This window comes from Rhizobium sp. L1K21 (genome assembly GCF_024055895.1).
Lineage (GTDB): Bacteria > Pseudomonadota > Alphaproteobacteria > Rhizobiales > Rhizobiaceae > Ensifer_A.
The window spans coordinates 138,600-158,808 of the sequence record NZ_JAMXLE010000009.1; the positions used below are offsets into that span (position 1 = coordinate 138,600).

16 protein-coding genes are annotated in these 20,209 nt (G+C 55.5%); 5 read left to right on the forward strand and 11 right to left on the reverse strand.

The window, feature by feature from the left end; genetic code table 11:
• Position 1: 1 nt before the first annotated feature.
• Genes NHF56_RS20095 through NHF56_RS20105 form a run of 3 tightly spaced genes read right to left on the reverse strand, consistent with a single transcriptional unit; the run spans position 2 to position 3,509 of the window.
• Positions 2-814, reverse strand: a complete 813-nt coding sequence (locus NHF56_RS20095; RefSeq protein ID WP_252807942.1) for an ATP-binding cassette domain-containing protein — start codon at positions 812-814, stop codon at positions 2-4.
• Positions 811-2,571, reverse strand: coding sequence for a dipeptide/oligopeptide/nickel ABC transporter permease/ATP-binding protein (locus NHF56_RS20100; RefSeq protein ID WP_252807945.1), 1,761 nt, complete (start codon positions 2,569-2,571; stop codon positions 811-813). The genes NHF56_RS20095 and NHF56_RS20100 overlap by 4 nt, the downstream gene beginning before the upstream one ends.
• On the reverse strand, positions 2,568-3,509 hold the full coding sequence (locus NHF56_RS20105) for an ABC transporter permease (RefSeq protein WP_252807946.1): 942 nt from the start codon (positions 3,507-3,509) through the stop codon (positions 2,568-2,570). Before NHF56_RS20105 ends, NHF56_RS20100 begins: the two co-directional genes overlap by 4 nt.
• A gap of 123 nt (positions 3,510-3,632) precedes the next feature.
• Here NHF56_RS20105 and NHF56_RS20110 point away from each other — a divergent pair, with 123 nt between their 5' ends.
• Complete coding sequence (locus tag NHF56_RS20110) at positions 3,633-4,571, forward strand: LysR family transcriptional regulator (RefSeq protein ID WP_373456349.1); 939 nt, start codon at positions 3,633-3,635, stop codon at positions 4,569-4,571.
• A 65-nt stretch (positions 4,572-4,636) separates the two neighbouring features.
• Here the strand turns inward: NHF56_RS20110 and NHF56_RS20115 are convergent, their stop codons facing one another.
• Entirely contained in the window at positions 4,637-6,142 is a 1,506-nt protein-coding gene (locus tag NHF56_RS20115) for an ABC transporter substrate-binding protein (protein WP_252807950.1), read from the reverse strand.
• 537 nt (positions 6,143-6,679) lie between these two features.
• On the opposite strand from NHF56_RS20115, the gene NHF56_RS20120 reads away from it, so the two are divergent.
• Positions 6,680-9,142, forward strand: a complete 2,463-nt coding sequence (locus NHF56_RS20120; RefSeq protein WP_252807952.1) for a glycoside hydrolase family 3 protein — start codon at positions 6,680-6,682, stop codon at positions 9,140-9,142.
• Positions 9,143-9,240: 98 nt separating this feature from the next.
• On the opposite strand, the gene NHF56_RS20960 is transcribed toward NHF56_RS20120, so the two are convergent.
• The 7 genes from NHF56_RS20960 to NHF56_RS20150 all read right to left on the reverse strand — a co-directional run bounded on the left by NHF56_RS20960 (position 9,241) and on the right by NHF56_RS20150 (position 17,058).
• Entirely contained in the window at positions 9,241-10,173 is a 933-nt protein-coding gene (locus tag NHF56_RS20960; protein ID WP_373456350.1) for a sulfatase, read from the reverse strand.
• Positions 10,062-10,748: a sulfatase-like hydrolase/transferase gene (locus NHF56_RS20965; protein ID WP_306431202.1), complete on the reverse strand. Its 687-nt coding sequence runs from the start codon at positions 10,746-10,748 to the stop codon at positions 10,062-10,064. Before NHF56_RS20965 ends, NHF56_RS20960 begins: the two co-directional genes overlap by 112 nt.
• A 174-nt stretch (positions 10,749-10,922) precedes the next feature.
• Positions 10,923-12,479: a sulfatase gene (locus NHF56_RS20130; RefSeq protein WP_252807954.1), complete on the reverse strand. Its 1,557-nt coding sequence runs from the start codon at positions 12,477-12,479 to the stop codon at positions 10,923-10,925.
• A gap of 16 nt (positions 12,480-12,495) precedes the next feature.
• On the reverse strand, positions 12,496-13,578 hold the full coding sequence (locus NHF56_RS20135; RefSeq protein ID WP_252807956.1) for an ABC transporter ATP-binding protein: 1,083 nt from the start codon (positions 13,576-13,578) through the stop codon (positions 12,496-12,498).
• A gap of 13 nt (positions 13,579-13,591) precedes the next feature.
• Positions 13,592-14,461, reverse strand: coding sequence for a carbohydrate ABC transporter permease (locus tag NHF56_RS20140; protein ID WP_252807959.1), 870 nt, complete (start codon positions 14,459-14,461; stop codon positions 13,592-13,594).
• Positions 14,454-15,422: a carbohydrate ABC transporter permease gene (locus NHF56_RS20145; RefSeq protein ID WP_252807961.1), complete on the reverse strand. Its 969-nt coding sequence runs from the start codon at positions 15,420-15,422 to the stop codon at positions 14,454-14,456. The genes NHF56_RS20140 and NHF56_RS20145 overlap by 8 nt, the downstream gene beginning before the upstream one ends.
• Before the next feature lie 112 nt (positions 15,423-15,534).
• A complete protein-coding gene (locus NHF56_RS20150; protein WP_252807963.1) occupies positions 15,535-17,058 on the reverse strand; it encodes an ABC transporter substrate-binding protein in 1,524 nt (507 codons plus the stop codon).
• Positions 17,059-17,177: 119 nt separating this feature from the next.
• On the opposite strand from NHF56_RS20150, the gene NHF56_RS20155 reads away from it, so the two are divergent.
• The 3 genes from NHF56_RS20155 to NHF56_RS20165 form a co-directional block, all read left to right on the forward strand.
• A complete protein-coding gene (locus NHF56_RS20155; protein ID WP_252807965.1) occupies positions 17,178-18,098 on the forward strand; it encodes a LysR family transcriptional regulator in 921 nt (306 codons plus the stop codon).
• Between the two features lie 373 nt (positions 18,099-18,471).
• Positions 18,472-18,972 carry a hypothetical protein gene (locus NHF56_RS20160; RefSeq protein ID WP_252807967.1) on the forward strand — a complete coding sequence of 167 codons (501 nt, stop codon included), beginning with the start codon at positions 18,472-18,474 and terminating at the stop codon, positions 18,970-18,972.
• Between the two features lie 440 nt (positions 18,973-19,412).
• The coding region (locus NHF56_RS20165; RefSeq protein ID WP_252807969.1) for an integrase at positions 19,413-20,209 on the forward strand (797 nt) is incomplete at its 3' end.

Genomic DNA, 20,209 nt, shown 5'->3' on the forward strand with positions numbered 1-20,209 from the left:
CTCAGGCCTCTTTGCCGAGAGAAAGAAACGCTTCTCGGCGTTCCTGCTGTCGCACGGGGTCGGCGACCGGGGCTGCGAGAAGCAGGCGCTGGGTATAGGGGTGTTCGGGGTGTGCCGTTACCTGGTCGCATTCGCCGAATTCAACAATCTCGCCGCTGCGCATAACGGCGACCCGGTGAGAGATGTGCCGCACCACCGCCAGGTCGTGCGAGACAAAAAGATAGGCGACGCCTGTTCTTTCCTGCAATTCGATGAAGAGATCGAGAACCCGGGCCTGCGTGGAAAGATCAAGCGCGGAAACCGGTTCATCGCAAACGATCAGCTTTGGATGCAGCGCCAACGCGCGCGCAATCGCCACCCTCTGGCGCTGCCCACCGGAAAATTCGCGCGGGAACCGATGCGCCGCATCCGCCGGAAGTGCGACCTGATCGAGCAACGTGCGCACTTGCGCACGAGCATCATCTTTTGATGCCAATCGACGAGCCACGACCGGCTCGGTCAAGATGTCCTCGATGGTCATGGAGGGATTCAGCGAGGTGTAAGGGTCCTGAAAAACCGCTTGTATGCGCGCTGCATCACCTTTGCGATTTCGCGGTACAACACCGGCAATGTCCTGCCCTTCAAACGATATGCGACCGGATGTGACCGGCCCAATACCCAGGATGGCTCGGCCAATCGTCGTCTTGCCCGATCCGCTTTCTCCAACAAGCCCGACCGTTTCGCCCGGACGGATCGTCAGATTGACGTCCTTCAGCGCATGAAACGTCCCAAAGAAGGTGTTGACCTTCTCACATTCGATCAACGGAGCAGTCATGCGCTGGCCTCTTTGGGTGGAGAGTATGTACGGGTATCAGGATCCTCGAGAACGGAATCGAGGAGCATCCGGGTATATTCGTGCCCCGGCGCGGCAAAGAGCTTGCGCGCTTCGGCTGTCTCGACGACAGCGCCATCGCGCATTACCGCGACGGTATCGCACATATCGGCCACGACGCCGAAATTGTGCGTCACAAGGATGATAGACATTCCATATTCGGCCTGGAGATCGCGCATCAACTCCAGCACCTCGGCCTGAACGGTCACATCAAGTGCTGTTGTCGGTTCATCGGCAATCAGGAGATCGGGTTTGCACGATACCGCTCCGGCTATCAGAACGCGCTGCGCCATGCCGCCGGATATCTGATGCGGGTAACACTGGAAGACCCTCTCCGGGTGCGGGAGGCCGACACGGGCCAGCAGTGCCAGCGCCCGTTCCTTGGCTTCGGCTTGGGAGATGCCCAGAACCGAAACCATCGGCTCAACCAGTTGCCAGCCAATGCGGAATGACGGATCGAGGTTCGACATCGGCTCTTGCGGCACATAGGCGATCCGCTTGCCGCGCAATGCATGCATCTGAGAGGCCGAGAGCGCCGTCAGATCGATCCCGTCAAAAGTGATTGATCCCGAAAGAATACGGCCACCCTTCGAAAGAAGACCGAGTACGGCAAAGGCTGTCTGCGTCTTTCCAGAGCCGCTTTCACCGACCAAACCGAAGATCTCGCCCCGTTTGACGGACATGGTGACGGCTTTCACGACCTGCTTCCACTCGCCTTTACCGGGATAGCCGACGACCAGATCCCGAATGTCCAGAAGCGTATCATCAGAAACGCTCGAGATCGGCGAAGGCTTGGGTTCAGGTTTCGGCAGCCGGGATACCTTGGGAGGGGCGTCACCCTGCTGCATCCGATCGCGTATGACGTTGGCGAGCAAGACCAGCGAACCGACGGTTATCGCAATAGCCAGCCCAGGCCAATAGACGGAAATCGGTGCCACATAGAGATTGTCAAAAGCATCCTGCAACATGCCGCCCCATGTTGGGATTGACGCATCCCCCAGGCCGAGGAATTCCAGACCCGCCTGGATCACGATCGCGATCCCTGCAACGATAGACGCCTGAATGACAACAGGTGCGCGAATAACCAGCAGGATGTGACGCCACATGATGCGGAAATCGCTCAATCCGGAAACTCTGGCCGCATCGACGTAAAGCTCGTTTCGAACGGATCGAACAAGGCTCCGCGTCAGCCGGAAAAATCCAGGCGAAAGCATGATGCCGAAGACGGCCATGGAAAGATGGATGGACGAACCAAGGGCTTGGAAGAAGGCAAGCAAAACGATGATCGCCGGCAAAGCCATCAAGCCATCGGCCACCCAACTTGAGGCGACGTCAAGAATTCGCCCGTAGTAGCCGGCAGCCAGTCCACCGGTAACACCGATCAGAGCAGCTACGGCAACAGCAATGGATGCGCCGACCAGTGTGTTACGTGCACCGTAGACGAGACGAGAAAAGATGTCGCGACCGGACCCGTCACCCCCCAGCCAATAATCGGAACTGGGCGCCACGTTTACCTTGAAGATCTCGACATGTGAGGGATCGAATGGAGCCACCGCCGGAGCAAAGATCGCGGTCAAGAGGACGACCAGCAGTATGATCGTGGCGAGAAGCCCGAGCGGATTGCGCAAAACAGACCAGAGGAAAGAGGTTCTCTTGAGAGCCTGGGTCGAGACTTGCTGTGTGGATGATATATCGGTCATTGCAGGCGCACCTTCGGGTTGGCCCACGCGTTCATCACGTCGATAAGCAGGTTTACAACAATGACGACAATAATCATCGTCACCACAACGCCCATGAGCACGGGCACGTCGCCGATTACAGCAGAACGTACTGTCAGCTCTCCGAGGCCGGGGATTGCAAATACGCGTTCAATGATCGCCGCACCGCCGAGCAGAGCGACAAACTGAACAGAAAGGACGGTCAGCGCAGCGGGCAAGGCGTTGCGCAAGGCATGGCGGAACAGGATCGACCGCATGTTCACGCCACGGGCTTTCAGCGTCCGCACATAATCTTGATTGAGCGCATCTATCACGGCTCCGCGCACCTGCTGAGAGGCCGATGCGATACCGGACAGAACCAGTGCGGTCACAGGCAATGTAACGGCGGCCAGCCAGCCGCTTGGCGACGACGTGAATGACACGTAACCCGTTGCGGGAAGCCACTGCAGGTTCAATGCGAAAAGCACAACCAGCATCAAACCGAGCCAGAAATTCGGAATGGCAAAACCGACGATGCTGATCACCTGTATCAAGCCGTCTGCCCATCCGCCCCTAACCGCAGCGACAATGCCGAGAATGGCTGAAACCACGGCCATAACCAGGATTGCAGTCGAGACAATCGACAGGGTTACAGGCATGCGCCTCGCCAATATCTCCGTCACTGAACCGGTCGTTGTCCAGGCGTCACCAAGGTCACCTTGAACCGCGTTGCCGACCCAGTCTCCGTACTGAACGAGCAGTGGACGGTCGATGCCCAGCTTTTGGGTCAGTGCCGCAATATCGGCGTTCGACGCAGTCTCGCCAAGAATATTGGCCGCCACCCGTTCCGTCCCGCTGAAGACGAGGAAGAACGTAATCGTTGACATGACCACGAGTAGCACGAGCCCGAATGCGACCCTGCGCAGCAAATAAGCTGTCATGATAAGAGCCTCCCGCTCATTATGGCTTTCTCCCAATTTAAAGCCGCGCGACATATATCAATTGCGCAGCGCTAGAAAAAATGAAAAAAGGCGACTGAGAGATAAACAAAGTTAATAGCTCCCGTGCTCGACAAATTCACACATTTGTTCAGGTTCCAGGCCATCGTAGAAGAAGGCAGCATGCATAGCGCTGCAGCCAGGCTGAACCTGACGCAACCCGCGCTGTCACGTTCGATCGCCATTCTCGAAGAAAGCTTCGGGCGGCAGCTTCTGGAGCGGCACGCCCGTGGCGTAAGGCCAACGCCATTTGGTGAGCGGGTGCTGAACAACACGTTGCGGCTGAACCGGTATCTCGAAATTTCAGAACGCGAATTGAATGCAGACGCCGAGCAACGTCAGGTTTCCCTCAGGCTTGGCCTTGGGCCGACCTGGCGATCCGGTCTGCTGACCCCTGTATTCGAAGAAATGCGCAAGCTTCATCCCGAAATGCTGATCGAAATCACGCCGCTTCTGGAAAATCGCGTGATCGCCGACTTGAATGAGGGCAAACTCGATGCTGTTTTCGGTGGAACCCGAATTGACAGGCGGCAGCAACCGCAACTTCTGAGCCACGATTTCATCACCATCAACATCCACATTACAGCCCGTGAGAACCACCCGATCTTCGAATGTCTCAAGAAGGAAGGTCCTCGTGCTGAACGTTACATTCTCGACTATCCCTGGATTATCTATTCCGAACTGGCTCTTTATGCTGACGATTCTGACCGGTCGATCTCGAAGCGTTTCGGGCGCGAGCCGGATGTCTGGATGAAAAGTTCAGACCTTATGACGGTACTGACAACGCTGCAGCACAGCGACACCCTTTGCGTCCTTTCTGACCTTGCCATTTCTTCAACGGCTAATCCCCGGCTGGTGCCTGTTCCGATCGACCTTCGGCGCAAACATATTCCGTTGGGCCTGATTCACCGGCGAGAGCTTTCGGATTGGCCGCTGATGATCAATTTTGTTGAACTCTGCCGGAAGTATCTCGAAAACACGGATGCATCGACTTCCTTGCTCTGACGATGCTCAAACGAAAACGGCCCACCTTTGTGGCGGGCCGAAAGACTGACGTGAAGAGCTGAAGCTTAATTGGCCTTGCTGTAGTTCCTGATGAAGGGAACAGTGTTTGTAGTCTGCATTTCTGCGTTCGTTTCTGCATTTGTCAGATAGATCGTATCCTGACGGTACCAAGGTGCAAAGAATGCATTCTCGACGATGTAGCGATTGATCTTTCTGAGTTCGGCAGCATAGTCCTCGCCGCTTAAGAACTGCGCGGTCTTGATCATCTCATTCAGCTTGTCGTCGCTGTACTTCAAGGCGTTCCAACCGGCATCGGGCGTAATGTGCTGCTGGATATCCGTCCACGCATCATGTGCGCCGAAGGTAAAGACATAAGCCGCATACTTGCCCGAGCGGATAACGGGAATCGAGCTTCCCGGCGGCAGACTTTCGAACGTAGCCGTGATACCGATGTCGGCAAGCTGCTGCGTGATGATCGGGTAAAAGGCGGCAAAAGGTTTGATTTCCGGGAAGATAATCTCGAAGCCGTCTTCATAGCCAGCCTCCTTTAGAAGCGAGCGGGCTTTTTCCGGATCGTAAGGGTAGTAGCTGTCCAGATCCGGATCATAGGCTTGGCTCGATTTCGGGAAAATCTGGTCGCTCAGGTGACCAAAACCCTGATCAACGAACTTCAGGATGGATGCCTTGTCAAAGGCCATGTTGATGGCCTGCCGTACCCGGACATCGCCCAGTGCAGGTACGATCTTGCCGGCACGATCAGCCAGAATAATACCGGCCCAATTCACGTCTTTGGTGTGAACTTGAAGCCCAATGGCTTTGGCCTGGGCGACAGCGCGGGTGTCCGCGACGGTACCATCCACCTGGCCTGCAGTGATCGCATTCATCCGGGCCACCGTGTCCGTCATTGGCGTAATGGTGACTGTATCAAACGGGTAAGCCTCGGCATTCCAATAATCCGGATTGCGATGATAGACGTACTGGCTCCCCTCCACCGAATCTTCAGTGTCATAGATATAGGCTCCGCTGCCGACAGGGACGACGTCGGAACCCGCTTTGCCGAGTGATGCAGGGCTGGCCATCGCGCCTGCCGCAACGGCGAAATTATTGACCAGGGCGGGATCGGGTGCCTTGAGATGCAGCTTGATTTCGTTGTCGGAGACGATCTCAAAGGACGATATACCGCGCGCCATGTACGCGTTCTGGCCATTGCCTGCGGCTAAATATTCCAGATTTGCCTTGACTGCCTCGGCGTTGAACGGCGTGCCGTCCGTGAATTTTACACCGTCGCGCAGCTTCAGCGTCAAAACCGTGTTGTCGTCGTTGTAGCTCCATTCGGTGGCGAGGTTCGGTACGATCTCGCCTTCCGGTGTCTCGACCAGGAGTGTGTCGAAGACCGGCTGCCAATATTGAAGTTGGTTGCCCAACATCAGTTCGGCACGGTCAAAGCTGTTGTTGTCGATACGCGCCGCAAGAGCAAGCGTATCGGCATCATTTCGAACCTCGGCGTAAACCGGGGCGAAGACAACGGTTGAAAGAAGCGCGGCCGCAGCCGTTATAAAGCGAAAACGCATGATAAAAACCTCCCTTTTATCTGTCCTCCGACAGATGCTGGTCTCTCAATTATCATCGACGACAAATAAGCAGAAATGCATTTAGTAGTGCCAGTGATAAACTTTTCTTTTTTCTCGACCCATGAGATGCCAAGTTGCCGCAAGCAACTTGGCGAGACGACGGCGTTCACTCGTTTCGATCAACAAGAGGTATTAACCTGCATTATCGCTGCGACGAATTTTGGTATTTCTCGAGGCTATATCGACAATGCTAGGCATTTGAGAAAGACGGAGGAGTCTGGATCATATGTGGGAGGTTGAACGCGCTTTGCCGGGAACACCGGGCGGCGTTGGTTCAGATGACTTTCCCGGCATATTTCCGCTGCGCGCGCAGCCATGTTCTCCACCCGATTTTGCGGTCAGTCATCCATCTCGTGAGCGGAGCAGGGCGTTTGGCTACCAGGACGACAAACACCCTCTTGCGGACGGTAACCGAACCGAAATCCAGGAGGATTGCCGGCGAAAAAGGCCGGTGCGGAAACCTTGGGAGAGAGTGTAATGAACGTGCAAGCAATTGACCTCGAATCGCTGGTCGATCAGATGACCCTCAGAGAAAAGGTATCACTGCTTTCCGGGGAGGATTTCTGGTCGTTGCCCGCTATCGAGCGGTTGGGTATCGGAAAGCTGCGCGTGACGGACGGCCCGAATGGCGCACGGGGCTCCGGCTCGCTCGTTGGCGGCGCAAAATCGGCCGCTTTTCCGGTGGGGATTGCCATCGGCGCAAGCTTCGATCCAGAGCTGGCACGCGAAATCGGTGCCGCGATCGCGGAAGAGGTCAAATCGAAGGGCGCACATGTTTCTTTGGCGCCAACCGTCAATATCCATCGCTCGGTTACCAATGGCCGCAATTTTGAATGTTACTCCGAAGACCCCGAACTGACCGCAGCGCTCGCAGTCGGCTACATTGAGGGATTGCAGAGCCGAAACGTAGCCTCAACCATCAAACACTTTGCGGGCAACGAATCCGAAATCGAGCGCACCACAATGAGTTCGCAGATCGACGAACGTACGTTGCGTGAAGTTTATCTGCGGCCCTTCGAGGACGCTGTTAAAAAGGCCGGCGTCTGGTCTGTGATGTCGTCCTACAATCGCCTGAACGGGACTTACGCCTCGGAAAACGGTTGGCTGCTGACCGACGTGTTGCGCAAGGATTGGGGGTTCGACGGCGTGGTCATGTCCGACTGGTTCGGAACCCACTCCGCCGCTCCGAGTGTCAATGCAGGGCTCAATCTTGAAATGCCAGGCCCCGCCCGCACCCGCGGAGAGCGATTGATCGAGGCTGTCGAAACCGGCGAGGTCTCGCAGGAAACACTTCGCACACGAGTACTCGACGTGCTGCGATTGATGCACCGTACCGGTTCGCTTTCCGACCGCGGCCCGTTTGTCGAGCGGTCGGAAGACCGCCCCGCCCACCGCGCTCTTATAAGGCGTGCGGGTGCCGAAGCGGCAGTCCTGCTAAAAAATAACGGTGTCCTGCCGCTTACACCATCAAGCGCAAAGATCGCCGTGATCGGCCCCAACGCGAAGATCGCCAGGATCATGGGCGGCGGTTCAGCACAGCTCAACCCCCATTATGCGATATCGCCCTGGCAGGCACTCGTAGACCGTTTGAGCGAGAGCCGGCTGTCCTACGCAGAAGGTTGCACCAACCATCGCTGGGAACCGGTCTGGAAGGGCGACATCCGAGCTGAATTCTTTGCCAACAAGACGCTTTCGGGCGAGCCAGTGCATGTCGACATGCTACGTGAAGCAAACACATTCTGGATACCGCCGGTCGCCGACGGTAGGGTCGATTCCGACAATTTCTCCGCCCGTCTGACCGGCACGTTTACGCCCGAACACACCGGGCGACACCGCCTCGGCATCCACTCAGCCGGGCTGTCGAAAATGTTTGTCGACGGCAAGCTGGTAGCAGATGCCTGGAACGGATGGACGCGTGGCCACACCTTCTTTGAAGAAGGTTGCGACGAAGTGGTGGGTGAAATCGAACTGGAATCCGGACGCACCTACTCAATCGTCATCGAGTTTGCCCGCCAGGATGGGGCAGCGCTTCACCTTTCAGCCCTTCGAGCCGGTATTGGCCGACCGCTTGGTGACGCCGATATTGAGGCCGCAGCAGAAGCCGCCCGCAATGCGGAGACAGCCATCGTCTTTGTGGGCCGCTCAGGCGAATGGGACACCGAAGGCAGTGACCTTCAAGGCATAACGCTTCCCGGACGGCAGGATGATTTGATCGCGGCCGTGGCGGCCGCCAATCCACATACGGTGGTTGTTCTGCAAACAGGCGGACCGGTGGAGATGCCGTGGGCGGATCGTGTCGCCGCGATCCTTCAGGCCTGGTATCCGGGCCAAGAAGCCGGCAATGCCATTGCCGATGTGCTTTTCGGCGACGCCGAGCCGGGTGGAAGGCTGCCACAGACATTCCCGCGGAGCTGGCGCGACAACCCGACTTTCAGCCAGGACCCCGAACATTATCCCGGCCTCGATGGCAAGGTGCGCTATCGCGAAGGGGTGTTCATCGGCTATCGCCACTATGAAAAGCTCGGGATTGAGCCGCTCTACCCATTCGGCCATGGTCTTTCATACACGACATTCGAGATGGGAGCGCTCGAGGTCACGCGCGCAGAGCATGGTGCAACGGCCCGCGTCAGCGTTGCCAATACGGGTGAACGTGCTGGCTCCACCGTGGTACAAATCTATGCGGGCGACGACGAGGCGAGCATCCCCAGACCGGTGCGGGAACTGAAACACTTTGCCAAGGTGCGGCTTGCGCCCGGCGAGAGCCGGAAACTGACCTTCGACCTGCCGCTGCGCGCCTTCGCCTTTTTCGACGTGACCGAGCGCCTTTGGCGGTTAGAAGACGGAAGCTTCACCATATCGGCCGGCTTTTCAGCCACCGACATCCGGGCAGAAGCCAGCATAAACATGCCTGCATCCACGCTCGATGTAACGTTCCGCTGAAAAGCGGATTGCATGAGAAAGATCTATTCACCTTTTTTGCAGCATTCTCCGGCGCCGAAGCGAACACGCTTCGGCTGGAAATGCCCCGCACTTTGGTCTCACAGACCGTGCCAGACATAGGCTTCACCAGGTGCCTCATGCGTTTCCATATAGTCTCTAAGGCCCTGATAAAGCCGAGCTTCAACTGCCTGATTACGGATGGGCGTACGCTGCTCAGGATCGCTTTTCAGATCGTAAAGCCGGAAGCCCTGCTCCATGAATGATCCGCCTAGGTTGGGTGGACGTGCAGCGTCACGCCTTGCATCCATTCGCAACAAAGGAATCCCATCTGTAAAACCAAAAGGCTTGACGAGCTTTGCTGTTGCAAGCTCTTTGGGCGCAAACGGTCGCACCATATGTTGCGGCATAAGCGTGTACTCGAATAGCCCCTCTCCAAGAACATCCGGTGGATAGTGCAACATCACATAGCGGCCATCAGTGACACCAATCGGTCCTGCAAAAAGCCCGAAGGCAACGATGCGGTCTTCAAAGGATGCGGTATCTGCGTTCATCAGCGACAGAAGCGACTGTCCTGTCACGTGCTTTCCAGCTTTAATGCCGAAGATATCGAGAATGGTCGGCATTAAATCAATTGTTTGCGTCAGGGCTTGTGATCGCCGGCCGGCCGAGTTTTTGTAACCGGGGTGGCAAATCATCAGCGGAATGTGTGACATTTCCTCGTAATAGGGCATCCGGCTTTTGCCCCACCACCCATGCTCACCAAGCAGAAAGCCATGGTCGGTGGACATGATGATGGCCGTATTGTCCCACATCTCTTCTTGGTCCATGATGTCGAGGAGACGACCAACGTACTCGTCCAGCATCCGGATTTGGGACGCGTAGCACGCACGAATTTCAGCAATTTCTTCTTCTGTTTCGTTCACGGGCACATAGTCCGGCCAATTGAGAACGCCACCTTCCCAGGTGCTATCACCCTTGCGGCGAAAGCGCTTTGGAGCATGGAATGGCTCATGAGGGTCAAATAGTTCCAATTGCAGCATCCAATTGTCTGCGTCCTTGTTGGCCTGAAGAAATTCGAATGCAGATGCAAAACAGCGCGGCGTTGGAAAGTCGTCCTCGTCTTTTCGTAGAGACGATTGACCATGTGTTGAACGCGCATCTTCTTCTTGCCTGCATCGTAATGACGTTGATCATATTCTGATGCAAACCTGTCGAGCGGCGGTTGAACAATGGCTTTCCAGGTGTCGTATTCCTGGCCACGGACAAAGTCCCAGCTGTCATATTGGGTATGATAGCCGCTGCCACCGTTCTGGAAATAATGGAAGTGATCGGTGATGAGGTGGCTATAGACACCTGACTGTCGAAGAAGCTGGCAGACACTCTGATCGTAGGGCTCCATCGGCCCCCATGAGCGATGGAAAAAGCTCGCCCTTCCAGTCTGGATATCTCGTCGGGCCGGTATACAAGGCAGGCTTCCGACATAGTGCCGGTCAAACGTAACTGAACGGGCTTCAAGCCGATCAAAGTTCGGTGTTTCAATCGTGCCGTTATACGCACCCAGGGCGCTGCGGTTCAGTGAATCCATGAGGAGGAAGATCAGGCGCATCGTAAGTCCCATTTTGTCGTCAAAGCGCAGGATTCGGAAGCCGTTTCAGCAAGCGTCTTGAGGCCCGGAAACTGGCTCGCGACGGCGGGCGGGGATCAAGGATCACTCTAACCGCCGCCGCGAATGCGTTGGAGCACTTGCCGAAAGTGCGTCCAGCGCTGTTTTTATTCCGGCCTATGCCGCTTTCTCTTGCCTGGCCTTCAGGATCGCCTGACTATCGTGGCGAGGGATATCCCCGATCTCCGCCATCTTGCGATCCAACTTACTCAGAAGGGTTTTGAAGATTTCGCTGTACTCAGGCTTGTCGGCAACATTCGTCAGCTCGAATGGATCCAGCTCGCAATCAAAAAGCTCCCATTCAGGCGGCGCGCCATTCGCGCGCGCGCCTACTTGACCGAGATCTTCGTTGTACCAATAGATCAGCTTGTAGCGCTGATCGCGCACCCCATAGTGGGCCCAGGCACCATGAATGACGTCATTGTGCATCCAGTAGCGATGATAGGCGAGCTGTTCCCAGTCATTCGGAGTCTGCATTTCAAGAACTGGTCTCATGCTGCAGCCTTGCATGTAGGACGGCTTTGCGACACCGGCATAGTCAAGGAAGGTTGGGGCAAAATCCACGTTGCAGCAAATGTCTCTGCTCGTCACGCCGGCGGGGATTGATCCCGGCAAGCGTGCGAGAAAAGGCATTTGCAGACTTTCCTCGTACATGAAACGCTTATCGAACCACCCATGCTCGCCGAGGAAGAAGCCTTGATCGGAGGAGTAGATCACGAGCGTATTCTCCGCGAGACCGTTCTCATCGAGGTAATCAAGCAGCCGCCCGATATTTTCGTCGATCGACTGCACGGTCCGCAAGTATCGCTTCATGTAACGCTGATATTTGAATTCCGCGAATGCCTGCGGATCGTCGAAGGTAAAGTTCTCACCGGTTTTCGCGTCAACGACCGTGATGCTTTCTCCGGCGCGAAGTTCGGGAACTTTGCGAACCCACCAACCGTCAACCATCAATTCACCGGCGACGTCGCTCGGACCCTCGGGCTGAACGAGACCCAGATCTTCCCAGTTCATGTCCGAGCGCACGCGCATTTTGGCGGCTTCCGCAGCCTTTGCCCTATTCTCGTATGTGTCGTTGAAGCTTTCTGGAAGCGGTAAATCCTGGCTTTCCCAAAGGTGCTCCCATTTCGGGTGCGGCTGGAAGTTGCGGTGCGGCGCCTTATGATGGCACATCAGAAAGAACGGTTCCTCGCCATCGCTGTTCCGTCCGATGAAGTCGAGCGACATGTCAGTAATGATATCGGTTGCGTAGCCAGCGATACGCTTGCGACCCTGAGCGGTAATAAACGCGGGATCCCAGTAGTCGCCCTGCCCCGGAACGACGGCCCATTCATCGAAACCCGCCGGTTCGTGAGCCTTGCCCTCACCCAGGTGCCACTTGCCAAAAATCGCAGTCTTGTAGCCATTTTGCTGAAGAGTCTTGGCGACGTTTGGCCAACGGTTATCCAAATGCGTATCCAGGGTGGTGACGCAGTTCACGTGATTGTGGGTGCCAGTGAGGATGGCAGCACGCGAAGGCGTGCAAATCGAATTGGTCACGTAGCAGGCGTCGTGGCGAATGCCTTCCTTCGCCAGGCGATCAAGGTTTGGTGTTTGGTTCAATCCCGCGCCATAAGCACTGATTGCCCGGGCGGCATGGTCATCAGAAAGAATAAAAATTATGTTTGGCCGCATATTGGCTTAACTCCACTCACACAGGTTTTGCTACAGCGCCACTGGCCAGCATGACATTTGCAAGCGCGCGGCCGTTAGCATCAAAGAAATGTATCTTGCCCGACAATTCGAACTCGAATGTTGCGTCTAGTCCCACTTCAGCTTCCGGCGGAAAGCGGGCGACAAGCTCTTGCTCCCAAGGGGTCTGGAAATGGACATATTCTGCATCTCCAAGCCTCTCCACGACCGACACTTTCGCGGAAATCATGCCATTCCCCTGATCGGCCGGCTTTAAACTGTCCGACCGAAAGCCGATCGTCGCAACGGAAGCGGCGTTGGGGCCATCGAGCCGAAGCACGCGACCGTCCGGCAGCTGACCGTGGTTGACATCGACAAAGTTCATTTTTGGCGAACCGATAAAGCCGGCGACAAAGACATTGGCGGGATTGTTATAGAGGTCCATAGGCGCACCGACCTGCTCGACGCGGCCGTCTCTCAGAACGACGATCTTGTCGGCAAGCGTCATGGCTTCGACCTGGTCATGCGTCACATAAACCATCGTGGCACCCCGGAGCTGGCTGTGCAGTTTTGCAATCTCGAGCCGGGTTGCGACACGCAGTTCCGCGTCAAGATTCGATAGAGGTTCGTCGAACAGGAATACCTCTGGATCTCGCACAATGGCTCTTCCAATCGCCACCCGCTGGCGCTGACCACCGGAAAGCTGTTTGGGCTTTCGATCCAGCAGCTTTTCGATCTGGAGAATGCGGGCTGCTTTCGCCACCTTCTCCTTCACAAGGCTCTTGGACACCCCATTCATGAGCAGGCCAAAGCCCATATTGCGTTCTACCGTCATGTGTGGATAGAGAGCATAGGTCTGGAACACCATAGCCGTTCCTCGCTGGCTGGGGTTCAGGTCGTTGACGATACGCCCGCCGATTTCAATCGTGCCAGAGGTCGTCTCTTCCAAGCCTGCGATCATTCTCAGGAGGGTCGATTTCCCGCAGCCGGACGGGCCAACAAACACGCAGAACTCACCCTCCTCAATGGTGATATCCACATCTCGTATGACCTCAACCGAGCCAAAGTTCTTCTTTACATTTCTAAGGGTTACACCAGACATGGCAGTCTCCGGATCAGCCTTTTACCGCACCGGCGAGGCCGTCGATGAAATAGCGTTGCAGGAATAAAAACAGGAGGACGATCGGGACAATCGCAATCGTCGAGGATGCCGTCATGCCACCCCAATCGACAAAGTGCTCTCCCTTGAAGGAGTAGATGCCGACGCTGAGCGTTCGCATCGCGGGGTTGGCGAGCGTGATGACCAATGGCAGCAAAAAGTCGTTCCAAGCCATCAAGGCCTGCATGACCACCACAGTCACGACGATCGGTTTCGCCAAGGGCAGCATGACATACCAGAATGTCTTGACCGGGCCGACGCCGTCCATCCGGCTTGCCTCTTCCAGTTCTTTGGGTATCTGGGTGAAATAGCCAGCGAACAAGAGCATGAAAATAACAATGTTATGCCCGCAGGTGGCCAGCATGAGACCCCAAAGGGACTGCCCGATGCCCAGGTTGGTCAGAAGCTGAAAGATGGGGATAATGGTGTATCCTTGCGGGATAAACAGGGTGAAGACCATCAACCCCATCAAAACCCACTTTCCCGGGAAAGCACGGCGCCCAAGCACATAGCCTGCAAGTGCCGCAGCCAAGGTGGTAATGACCACAGACCCGACCGTGACGAACAATGTATTGAAGAAATAGCGCTGCAGGTTGGCTTCAGTCCATGCACGAATATAATTCTCCAAAGTCGGGTCAATCGGTATCATGCTCTGATTGGAAAAGAGTTCCGAATTCGGCTTGAACGATGCTGCGATCATCCAGATCAGGGGGTAGACCCAGACCGCGCAAATGCCCGCCAGAATGATGGATGTGATCTGACGCTTGCGTCGCGGCGTCAGGAAAACCTTTTGCGATCGCGAAGAGGCTACCGCCGTATCAGACATCTTCTGCCTCCTTGCGGCGGGTCCGCCGCACCGCGATCGCCTGAAAGATTGTAAGAACCATGATGGAAAGACCAAAGAGGACACCCGCAGCAGACGCATATCCAAGGCGTGGGAACTGGCCCGAGGCAGGCGCAAAAGCTGTGCGGAAGATGTAGACCTCCATCACCTCGGTTGAGAAGAATGGACCGCCCTGTGTCGTTGCCTGGATTAATGGGAACACGTTGAGCGCCGCAATTGCAGAAATGAGTCCGATAACCACTGCGAATGGAGCTATCATCGGCAACACGATATGCCAGATCACCTGCCGCGTCTTAACGTCATCGAGCTTGGCTGCTTCATAGAGTTCTGCAGGAACAGTCTGCAGAGCAGCAAGCCAATAAATGAGCGTAATACCGGTCCATTTCCATACGAAAATGCCGGCGAGTGTCCAAAGGGCTATCTGTGGCGATCCCAAAAAATCGACGGCGCGGTCCACCAGATGCGCGTCCAGCAGAAACCCGTTTATCGGGCCGTTAAAGGGGCTCAACATGAGCACCATCACGATGGCTATAACTGCAACCGGAGAGACCACCGGCAGGAATATCATCGCCCTGAACAGGGTTGAAAGGCGAAGCAGCTTGTTGTTCAGGACAATGGCCAGAATCAGGCCGAGGATCATCTGCAGCGGCACTGTAGCAAGCATGAAAGCAAATGAGCGCCGGAAGGCCGCATAGAAGAATTCGTCCTGCAACAATTCCCGGTAATTCGCCAGCCCGACAAACTCAGCGTTCTCGCCAAAGCCTGTCCAGTTGAGCGCAGAATAGTAGAAGGAGGCGATCATAGGCCAAAATATGAAAGCACCGAATACCAGCAGACCCGGAATGAGAAAGGCATAATCCAGCCTGGATTTCCAAATTCTTGCAGCGAGCCTGTCGGTTCTCGTCAGCTTCACGCTCGCAGCGACTTCATGATTGACCGCCATGGATGATTTGACCTTTTTTACTCCGGACGTTCAGGGAGGTACCCGCCCGGGTTCAAAATCCCGAGCGGGCCCGCAGTCCTGGTGGGAGGTACCTTTGTGACTGCGCCTTCCCTCACTGCTTTGCGTAGTCCTCGGGACCGAAGTCCCTCGTTTCTTCCCACGCCGCAAACGCAAAATCGTCACGGCTGACATTTGCGCCGTCGGATTTTGCCTTTGCGATGGCTTCGTCAAGCGCCTTGTTGCGAGCATCGGATGCCTTTTTCAGCGTCGCCTTGACATCGGTGAGCTGCCCCGCAAACAGACCCTGCACCGCCTGCGCCAGATTGGGCGTCGGATCGACATAGGCGGCTGCCACTTTTGAAAGCTCGGGGTTGCGCACAAACGGGTTCGGCGCAATGCGTACCCGTTTTTCGGCCATTTGAAGCATGGTGACGGCGCGTTCACTCAGCTGTGCCAGCTTGATCGTCTCTGGAAAGATCGCGGGGTCTGCACAGCTTGCCACGTTGGCATAAGCCAACTGCCCCTCGAGTGAGCCCAGCCAATGGAAGAAATCTCCGGCATATTGCGCATTGTTGGCCTTGGCGTTCAGCCACATCATGTTCGTTGAATTCGGCAGTTGCATGACCCAGACCGGATTGTCGAGAGATGCTTCGTCGGGGGCGGGTCCCGGGGAGACGCCAAAGTTGAAATTCGGTGTCTTTTCCTCCCAGATCGGAATATTCCACGGGCCCTGAATAATCATTCCCGCAGCACCCTGGGTGATGAATTCGCGGGCCTGGGGCGCGATGATGGTCAATGATCCGGGAAACACCGACCGATCAGAGTTCATAGCCAGCAGAAGCTCAACCCCGGCGACATAGGCATCATGGTCAAAAGCGAATTCACCTGTCTTGAGGTCCATGCCTTCTAGCAAGCCGCTGCTTCCGACGGTGGCACCGCCCCGCTGAGCCAACATCGTGGCCGTGTTGCCCCAGCGTGGCTCCTGTGCACCACCTATGATAAAGCCGAATGAGCGACCGCCCGAGTTTTCGGTAATCTTGCGTGCTGCCTCCCGCATCTCATCGAACGTGAGAGCACGGTCTGCATTGATATGATCGTAGCCGGCTTCATTCATCATATCCTGATTGAAGAGAAGGGCGTTGTTGAAGCGGCGCTCCGTAGAGAACGGAAAACCATAGGTCTTGCCGCCAAAGACATTGATGCCCTCAACAAAAGATCCATTCGGATAAGCCTTTTTCCAATTGTCGAAATCAGGAATGAGATCGTCTATGGGCTGGAGCCAACCTTCAGAAATTGCCACCGAAGGTTCCATTCCGATGGGAAGGTTAAACGTGTCCGGTGCTGAGCCGTTGCGGATGCCGAGCGGAAGCACGGATGCTATTTCTTTCCAGGGCAGGCCGTCATAAACAACCTCGATACCCCTGGCTTCACCGTATTTGGTAAGGTACTCTTTTATAAAAACACCTTTTTGGCCGCCAGAGTCGAGCCACCGCAAAGAACCATCGGCTGGCGGAAGACCGCCACCGTCTCCAAACGCTTGCGAAAAGGCGCGTCCCGCAGCCATCGCCAGTCCGAGATAGGCCGCAGATCCCAAGAGCGTGCGGCGACTTAAGCCGGCATAAATTCTGTTCGACATTTTTCCTCCCTTTCAACGACGACCTCCAATCGCCGAAGCTTGCAAATTAACTCTAGTCAAATGTGCTATTCGGAGATAATTCAATTAATCTCCTCCGCGATAAGAATAGGTAATCACTAATGCTTGATCAGATGACGCATCTCATGCGTTTGCGCACTGTTGTGGAAGAAGGGAGCATGCGTCGGGCGGCCGCTCGCCTGCATATCACCCAGCCGGCTTTGACGCGTTCAATTGCACAGCTGGAAAAATACTTTGGCGACAGCCTGCTTACCCGTCACTCGCGCGGTGTGCAAGCAACAGATTTTGGAGCGCGGGTTATTTCCGAGGTCAGTCGGCTGACCCGCCAGTGGGAGTTGGCAGAGAAAAATCTAACCCGGCCCGTGCAGCAAACCACCGGCACTCTGCATCTTCGTGCCGGCCCATTGTGGCGAGCGGTGGTTCTACCGGACATCATCACTGCCTTGCAAAAAAGCTTCCCCGGACTCTCGATTGAAGTGGGAAGCGGCGTCATAAAATCGACAGTTGAGGATATTGTTGAAGGACGTGTCGATGCCGTGTTTGGTGGAATTGAATTGCCTTCCAGTCACGATAAGCGGCTTATCACGAGGCAATTCACAACCGTCTATGACCGGGTGGTTGCACGCGAAGACCATCCCATTTTTGATGGAGCGGCCAATAACAAGCCAATCAATGCCGATCGGCTCCTTGAATACCCGTGGATTGTCTACAGCACGGACCCGGTATATGAGCTTCAAACGGTGCATGGAGCGATAGAGCGCCTTGGAAGGGCGCCCGACATAAGGATAAGATCGGAATCCTTTGTTTCCGTAATTGGCCTGCTGCAAAAGGGTGATTACCTCTGCATATTGCCGGAAGCGGCTGTCAAGGGCGCGAACCTTCCGAAGATTGTCTCTCTGCCTGTGGAGTTTGCAGGCCGCATGATCCGTTCAGGAATTATTTTCCGTGAAGAAATGGCTGATTGGCCGCCGCTTGCGGAACTCTCACGGCTATGTGAGCAGCATTTCAGCGAAAACGAATGATACTGCAAGATTTGCGGTTAGATTGGCTCTGGTCGCCGGTCTCCATTTGTCATTGGAAGCCCTATCAAGAGGGTGAGCGCTGTTTGGGGCGCTTGCCAAAGATAAAGCGCCTCGACTCCAGGGCGATTGAAGTGTCCGCCGAGCACAGGAAGGGGTTCCGTCGCACAGCAACCCGGTACCACAAGACCAGAAAATCAATCGAGGCATTCCTGTCATTGGCAGCCGTAAAAATTTGGCTACCGCACTTTGTCGACAAGGACTAAGCTCACCTGAGCAAAAGTGATATATTCGAAGACTGATAACCCATATTGACTTTCGAGCAAAAGAGAATTTCTACTTACCTAAAACAGCTGGCATATTGTGAGATGCTCGCGTGCGCAATAAAACTAAGTATTTTCTTTCGGCATTCTTGGCGCTGGCTTCAGTTTCCGCTTCCCCCGCAAAGCAGGAAGGTTTTCACTTCGACAATCCCGATTGGGACGGCTGGGAAGATAAAGACGGTTGCGGCGCTTACCGGATCGACGGGCGGATAACCGTTTCGTCCAGCGCTGATGATGAGTTCGTCGGCTTTCGTTTCAAGAAAGGCCTTATTCCAGAAGGGACCTACAAGACACAAATTAAACTTGGGGCAAAAACATGGACCGGGCAGTCAAGTGTCTTCGCTACTGAGGTTGGCGACGTGCTCACCTGGAATTATTTGTCCGAAGATTTTGTTGAAGGCCTTCGACGGTGGAGAAGCTTAGTGCTCTCAATCTACCTCGACGAGAATAATGTTACGTTTTTTGACTACTCCTTAGACGGCACCAAAGAAGCAATCGAGGCTGTGGAAGCATGCGTTGGATACCCATTCGGTCAAGCTCATAGTCTTCAGTGAAGCGGCTGGGGACATTCGCGAAAAAGAACACAATGCCGACTCTTGCGGCTAATCACTCCCAGCGAACGTCAAACATTCCTTTTTGCCGCCGTATTCATCACGGTGATTTCTTACGAAGATAGGCCAATTTCAATAGATCTATTTCACGCCGTACTCGCGATGGATTCCTATAATCGAGGTTTGATGCGGGAATTGATGGTCTAGGTGGCGGCGGCTGTAGAAATGTAGAGACCAGCGGGGCAGATGCAGTGCCGGCAAGTTTGCTGCGCGGGATTAAATCTGACGCGAGTTCATGCTGGAAAGCATAAAACACGTGCGCAGTTTATATCACAGTTTGCGCATGTTTCCGCACGAGATGTAACCAGCATAAAAAGCCCGATAAGATTGCATTATCGTTCATATTGTACATTATAGGGAAAACCCACGCTCAGAGGCCGCAAATGCCCGAAAATGACATCGATCCGCACGCTGCGCCGTCTCTCAGCGCGGTGGAAGCGGAACATTCAAACGATGCCGGCCTGTCCACAGACGCCGCGGAACACACCCCTGCCCGCCTGGCACCCCTGGTCGACCGTGCGCGCGGTTACGTGGATGCGGCCTCTTCGGCCAATACGCGCCGGGCTTACGCCTCAGACTGGAAGCATTTTACCGCCTGGTGCCGGCGTCAGGGACTGTCTCCCCTGCCCCCGAATGTGCAGACAGTGGGCCTTTATATCACGGCACTGGCCTCTGGGTCAGGGGCTGCGGGACAGAAAGGCGCGGCTGTCTCGACAATCGAGCGGCGGCTTTCATCGCTCTCGTGGAACTATACCCAACGCAGCCTGCATCTGGATCGCAAGGACCGCCATATCGCCACCGTTCTGGCCGGTATTCGCAACAGCCATGCAGCACCGCCACGTCAAAAAGAAGCGCTGCTGCCTGAAGAGCTGATTGCCATGCTGGAAACGCTGGACCGCGGCACGCTCAGAGGTTTGCGTGACCGCGCCATGCTGCTCATCGGCTTTGCCGGCGGCCTGCGCCGCTCCGAGATCGTGGCCCTGGACGTCGGGCGTGACCAGACGGATGATGGCCGCGGCTGGATTGAAATCCTTGATCAAGGCATTGTCGTTACGCTGCGTGGCAAGACCGGATGGCGTGAAGTTGAGATCGGCCGGGGTTCGTCTGAACGCACCTGCCCGGTTGTTGCCGTTGAGACCTGGATGAAACTCGCCAAGATTGCCCACGGCCCCCTCTTCCG

Excerpts from the sequence above, each read along its gene's own strand:
- NHF56_RS20095 (WP_252807942.1), bottom strand. The coding sequence starts at position 814 with ATGACTGCTCCGTTGATCGAATGTGAGAAGGTCAACACCTTCTTTGGG.
- NHF56_RS20100 (WP_252807945.1), bottom strand. The coding sequence starts at position 2,571 with ATGACCGATATATCATCCACACAGCAAGTCTCGACCCAGGCTCTCAAG.
- NHF56_RS20105 (WP_252807946.1), bottom strand. The coding sequence starts at position 3,509 with ATGACAGCTTATTTGCTGCGCAGGGTCGCATTCGGGCTCGTGCTACTC.
- NHF56_RS20115 (WP_252807950.1), bottom strand. The coding sequence starts at position 6,142 with ATGCGTTTTCGCTTTATAACGGCTGCGGCCGCGCTTCTTTCAACCGTT.
- NHF56_RS20120 (WP_252807952.1), top strand. The coding sequence starts at position 6,680 with ATGAACGTGCAAGCAATTGACCTCGAATCGCTGGTCGATCAGATGACC.
- NHF56_RS20965 (WP_306431202.1), bottom strand. The coding sequence starts at position 10,748 with ATGCGCCTGATCTTCCTCCTCATGGATTCACTGAACCGCAGCGCCCTG.
- NHF56_RS20130 (WP_252807954.1), bottom strand. The coding sequence starts at position 12,479 with ATGCGGCCAAACATAATTTTTATTCTTTCTGATGACCATGCCGCCCGG.
- NHF56_RS20135 (WP_252807956.1), bottom strand. The coding sequence starts at position 13,578 with ATGTCTGGTGTAACCCTTAGAAATGTAAAGAAGAACTTTGGCTCGGTT.
- NHF56_RS20140 (WP_252807959.1), bottom strand. The coding sequence starts at position 14,461 with ATGTCTGATACGGCGGTAGCCTCTTCGCGATCGCAAAAGGTTTTCCTG.
- NHF56_RS20145 (WP_252807961.1), bottom strand. The coding sequence starts at position 15,422 with ATGGCGGTCAATCATGAAGTCGCTGCGAGCGTGAAGCTGACGAGAACC.
- NHF56_RS20150 (WP_252807963.1), bottom strand. The coding sequence starts at position 17,058 with ATGTCGAACAGAATTTATGCCGGCTTAAGTCGCCGCACGCTCTTGGGA.
- NHF56_RS20155 (WP_252807965.1), top strand. The coding sequence starts at position 17,178 with ATGCTTGATCAGATGACGCATCTCATGCGTTTGCGCACTGTTGTGGAA.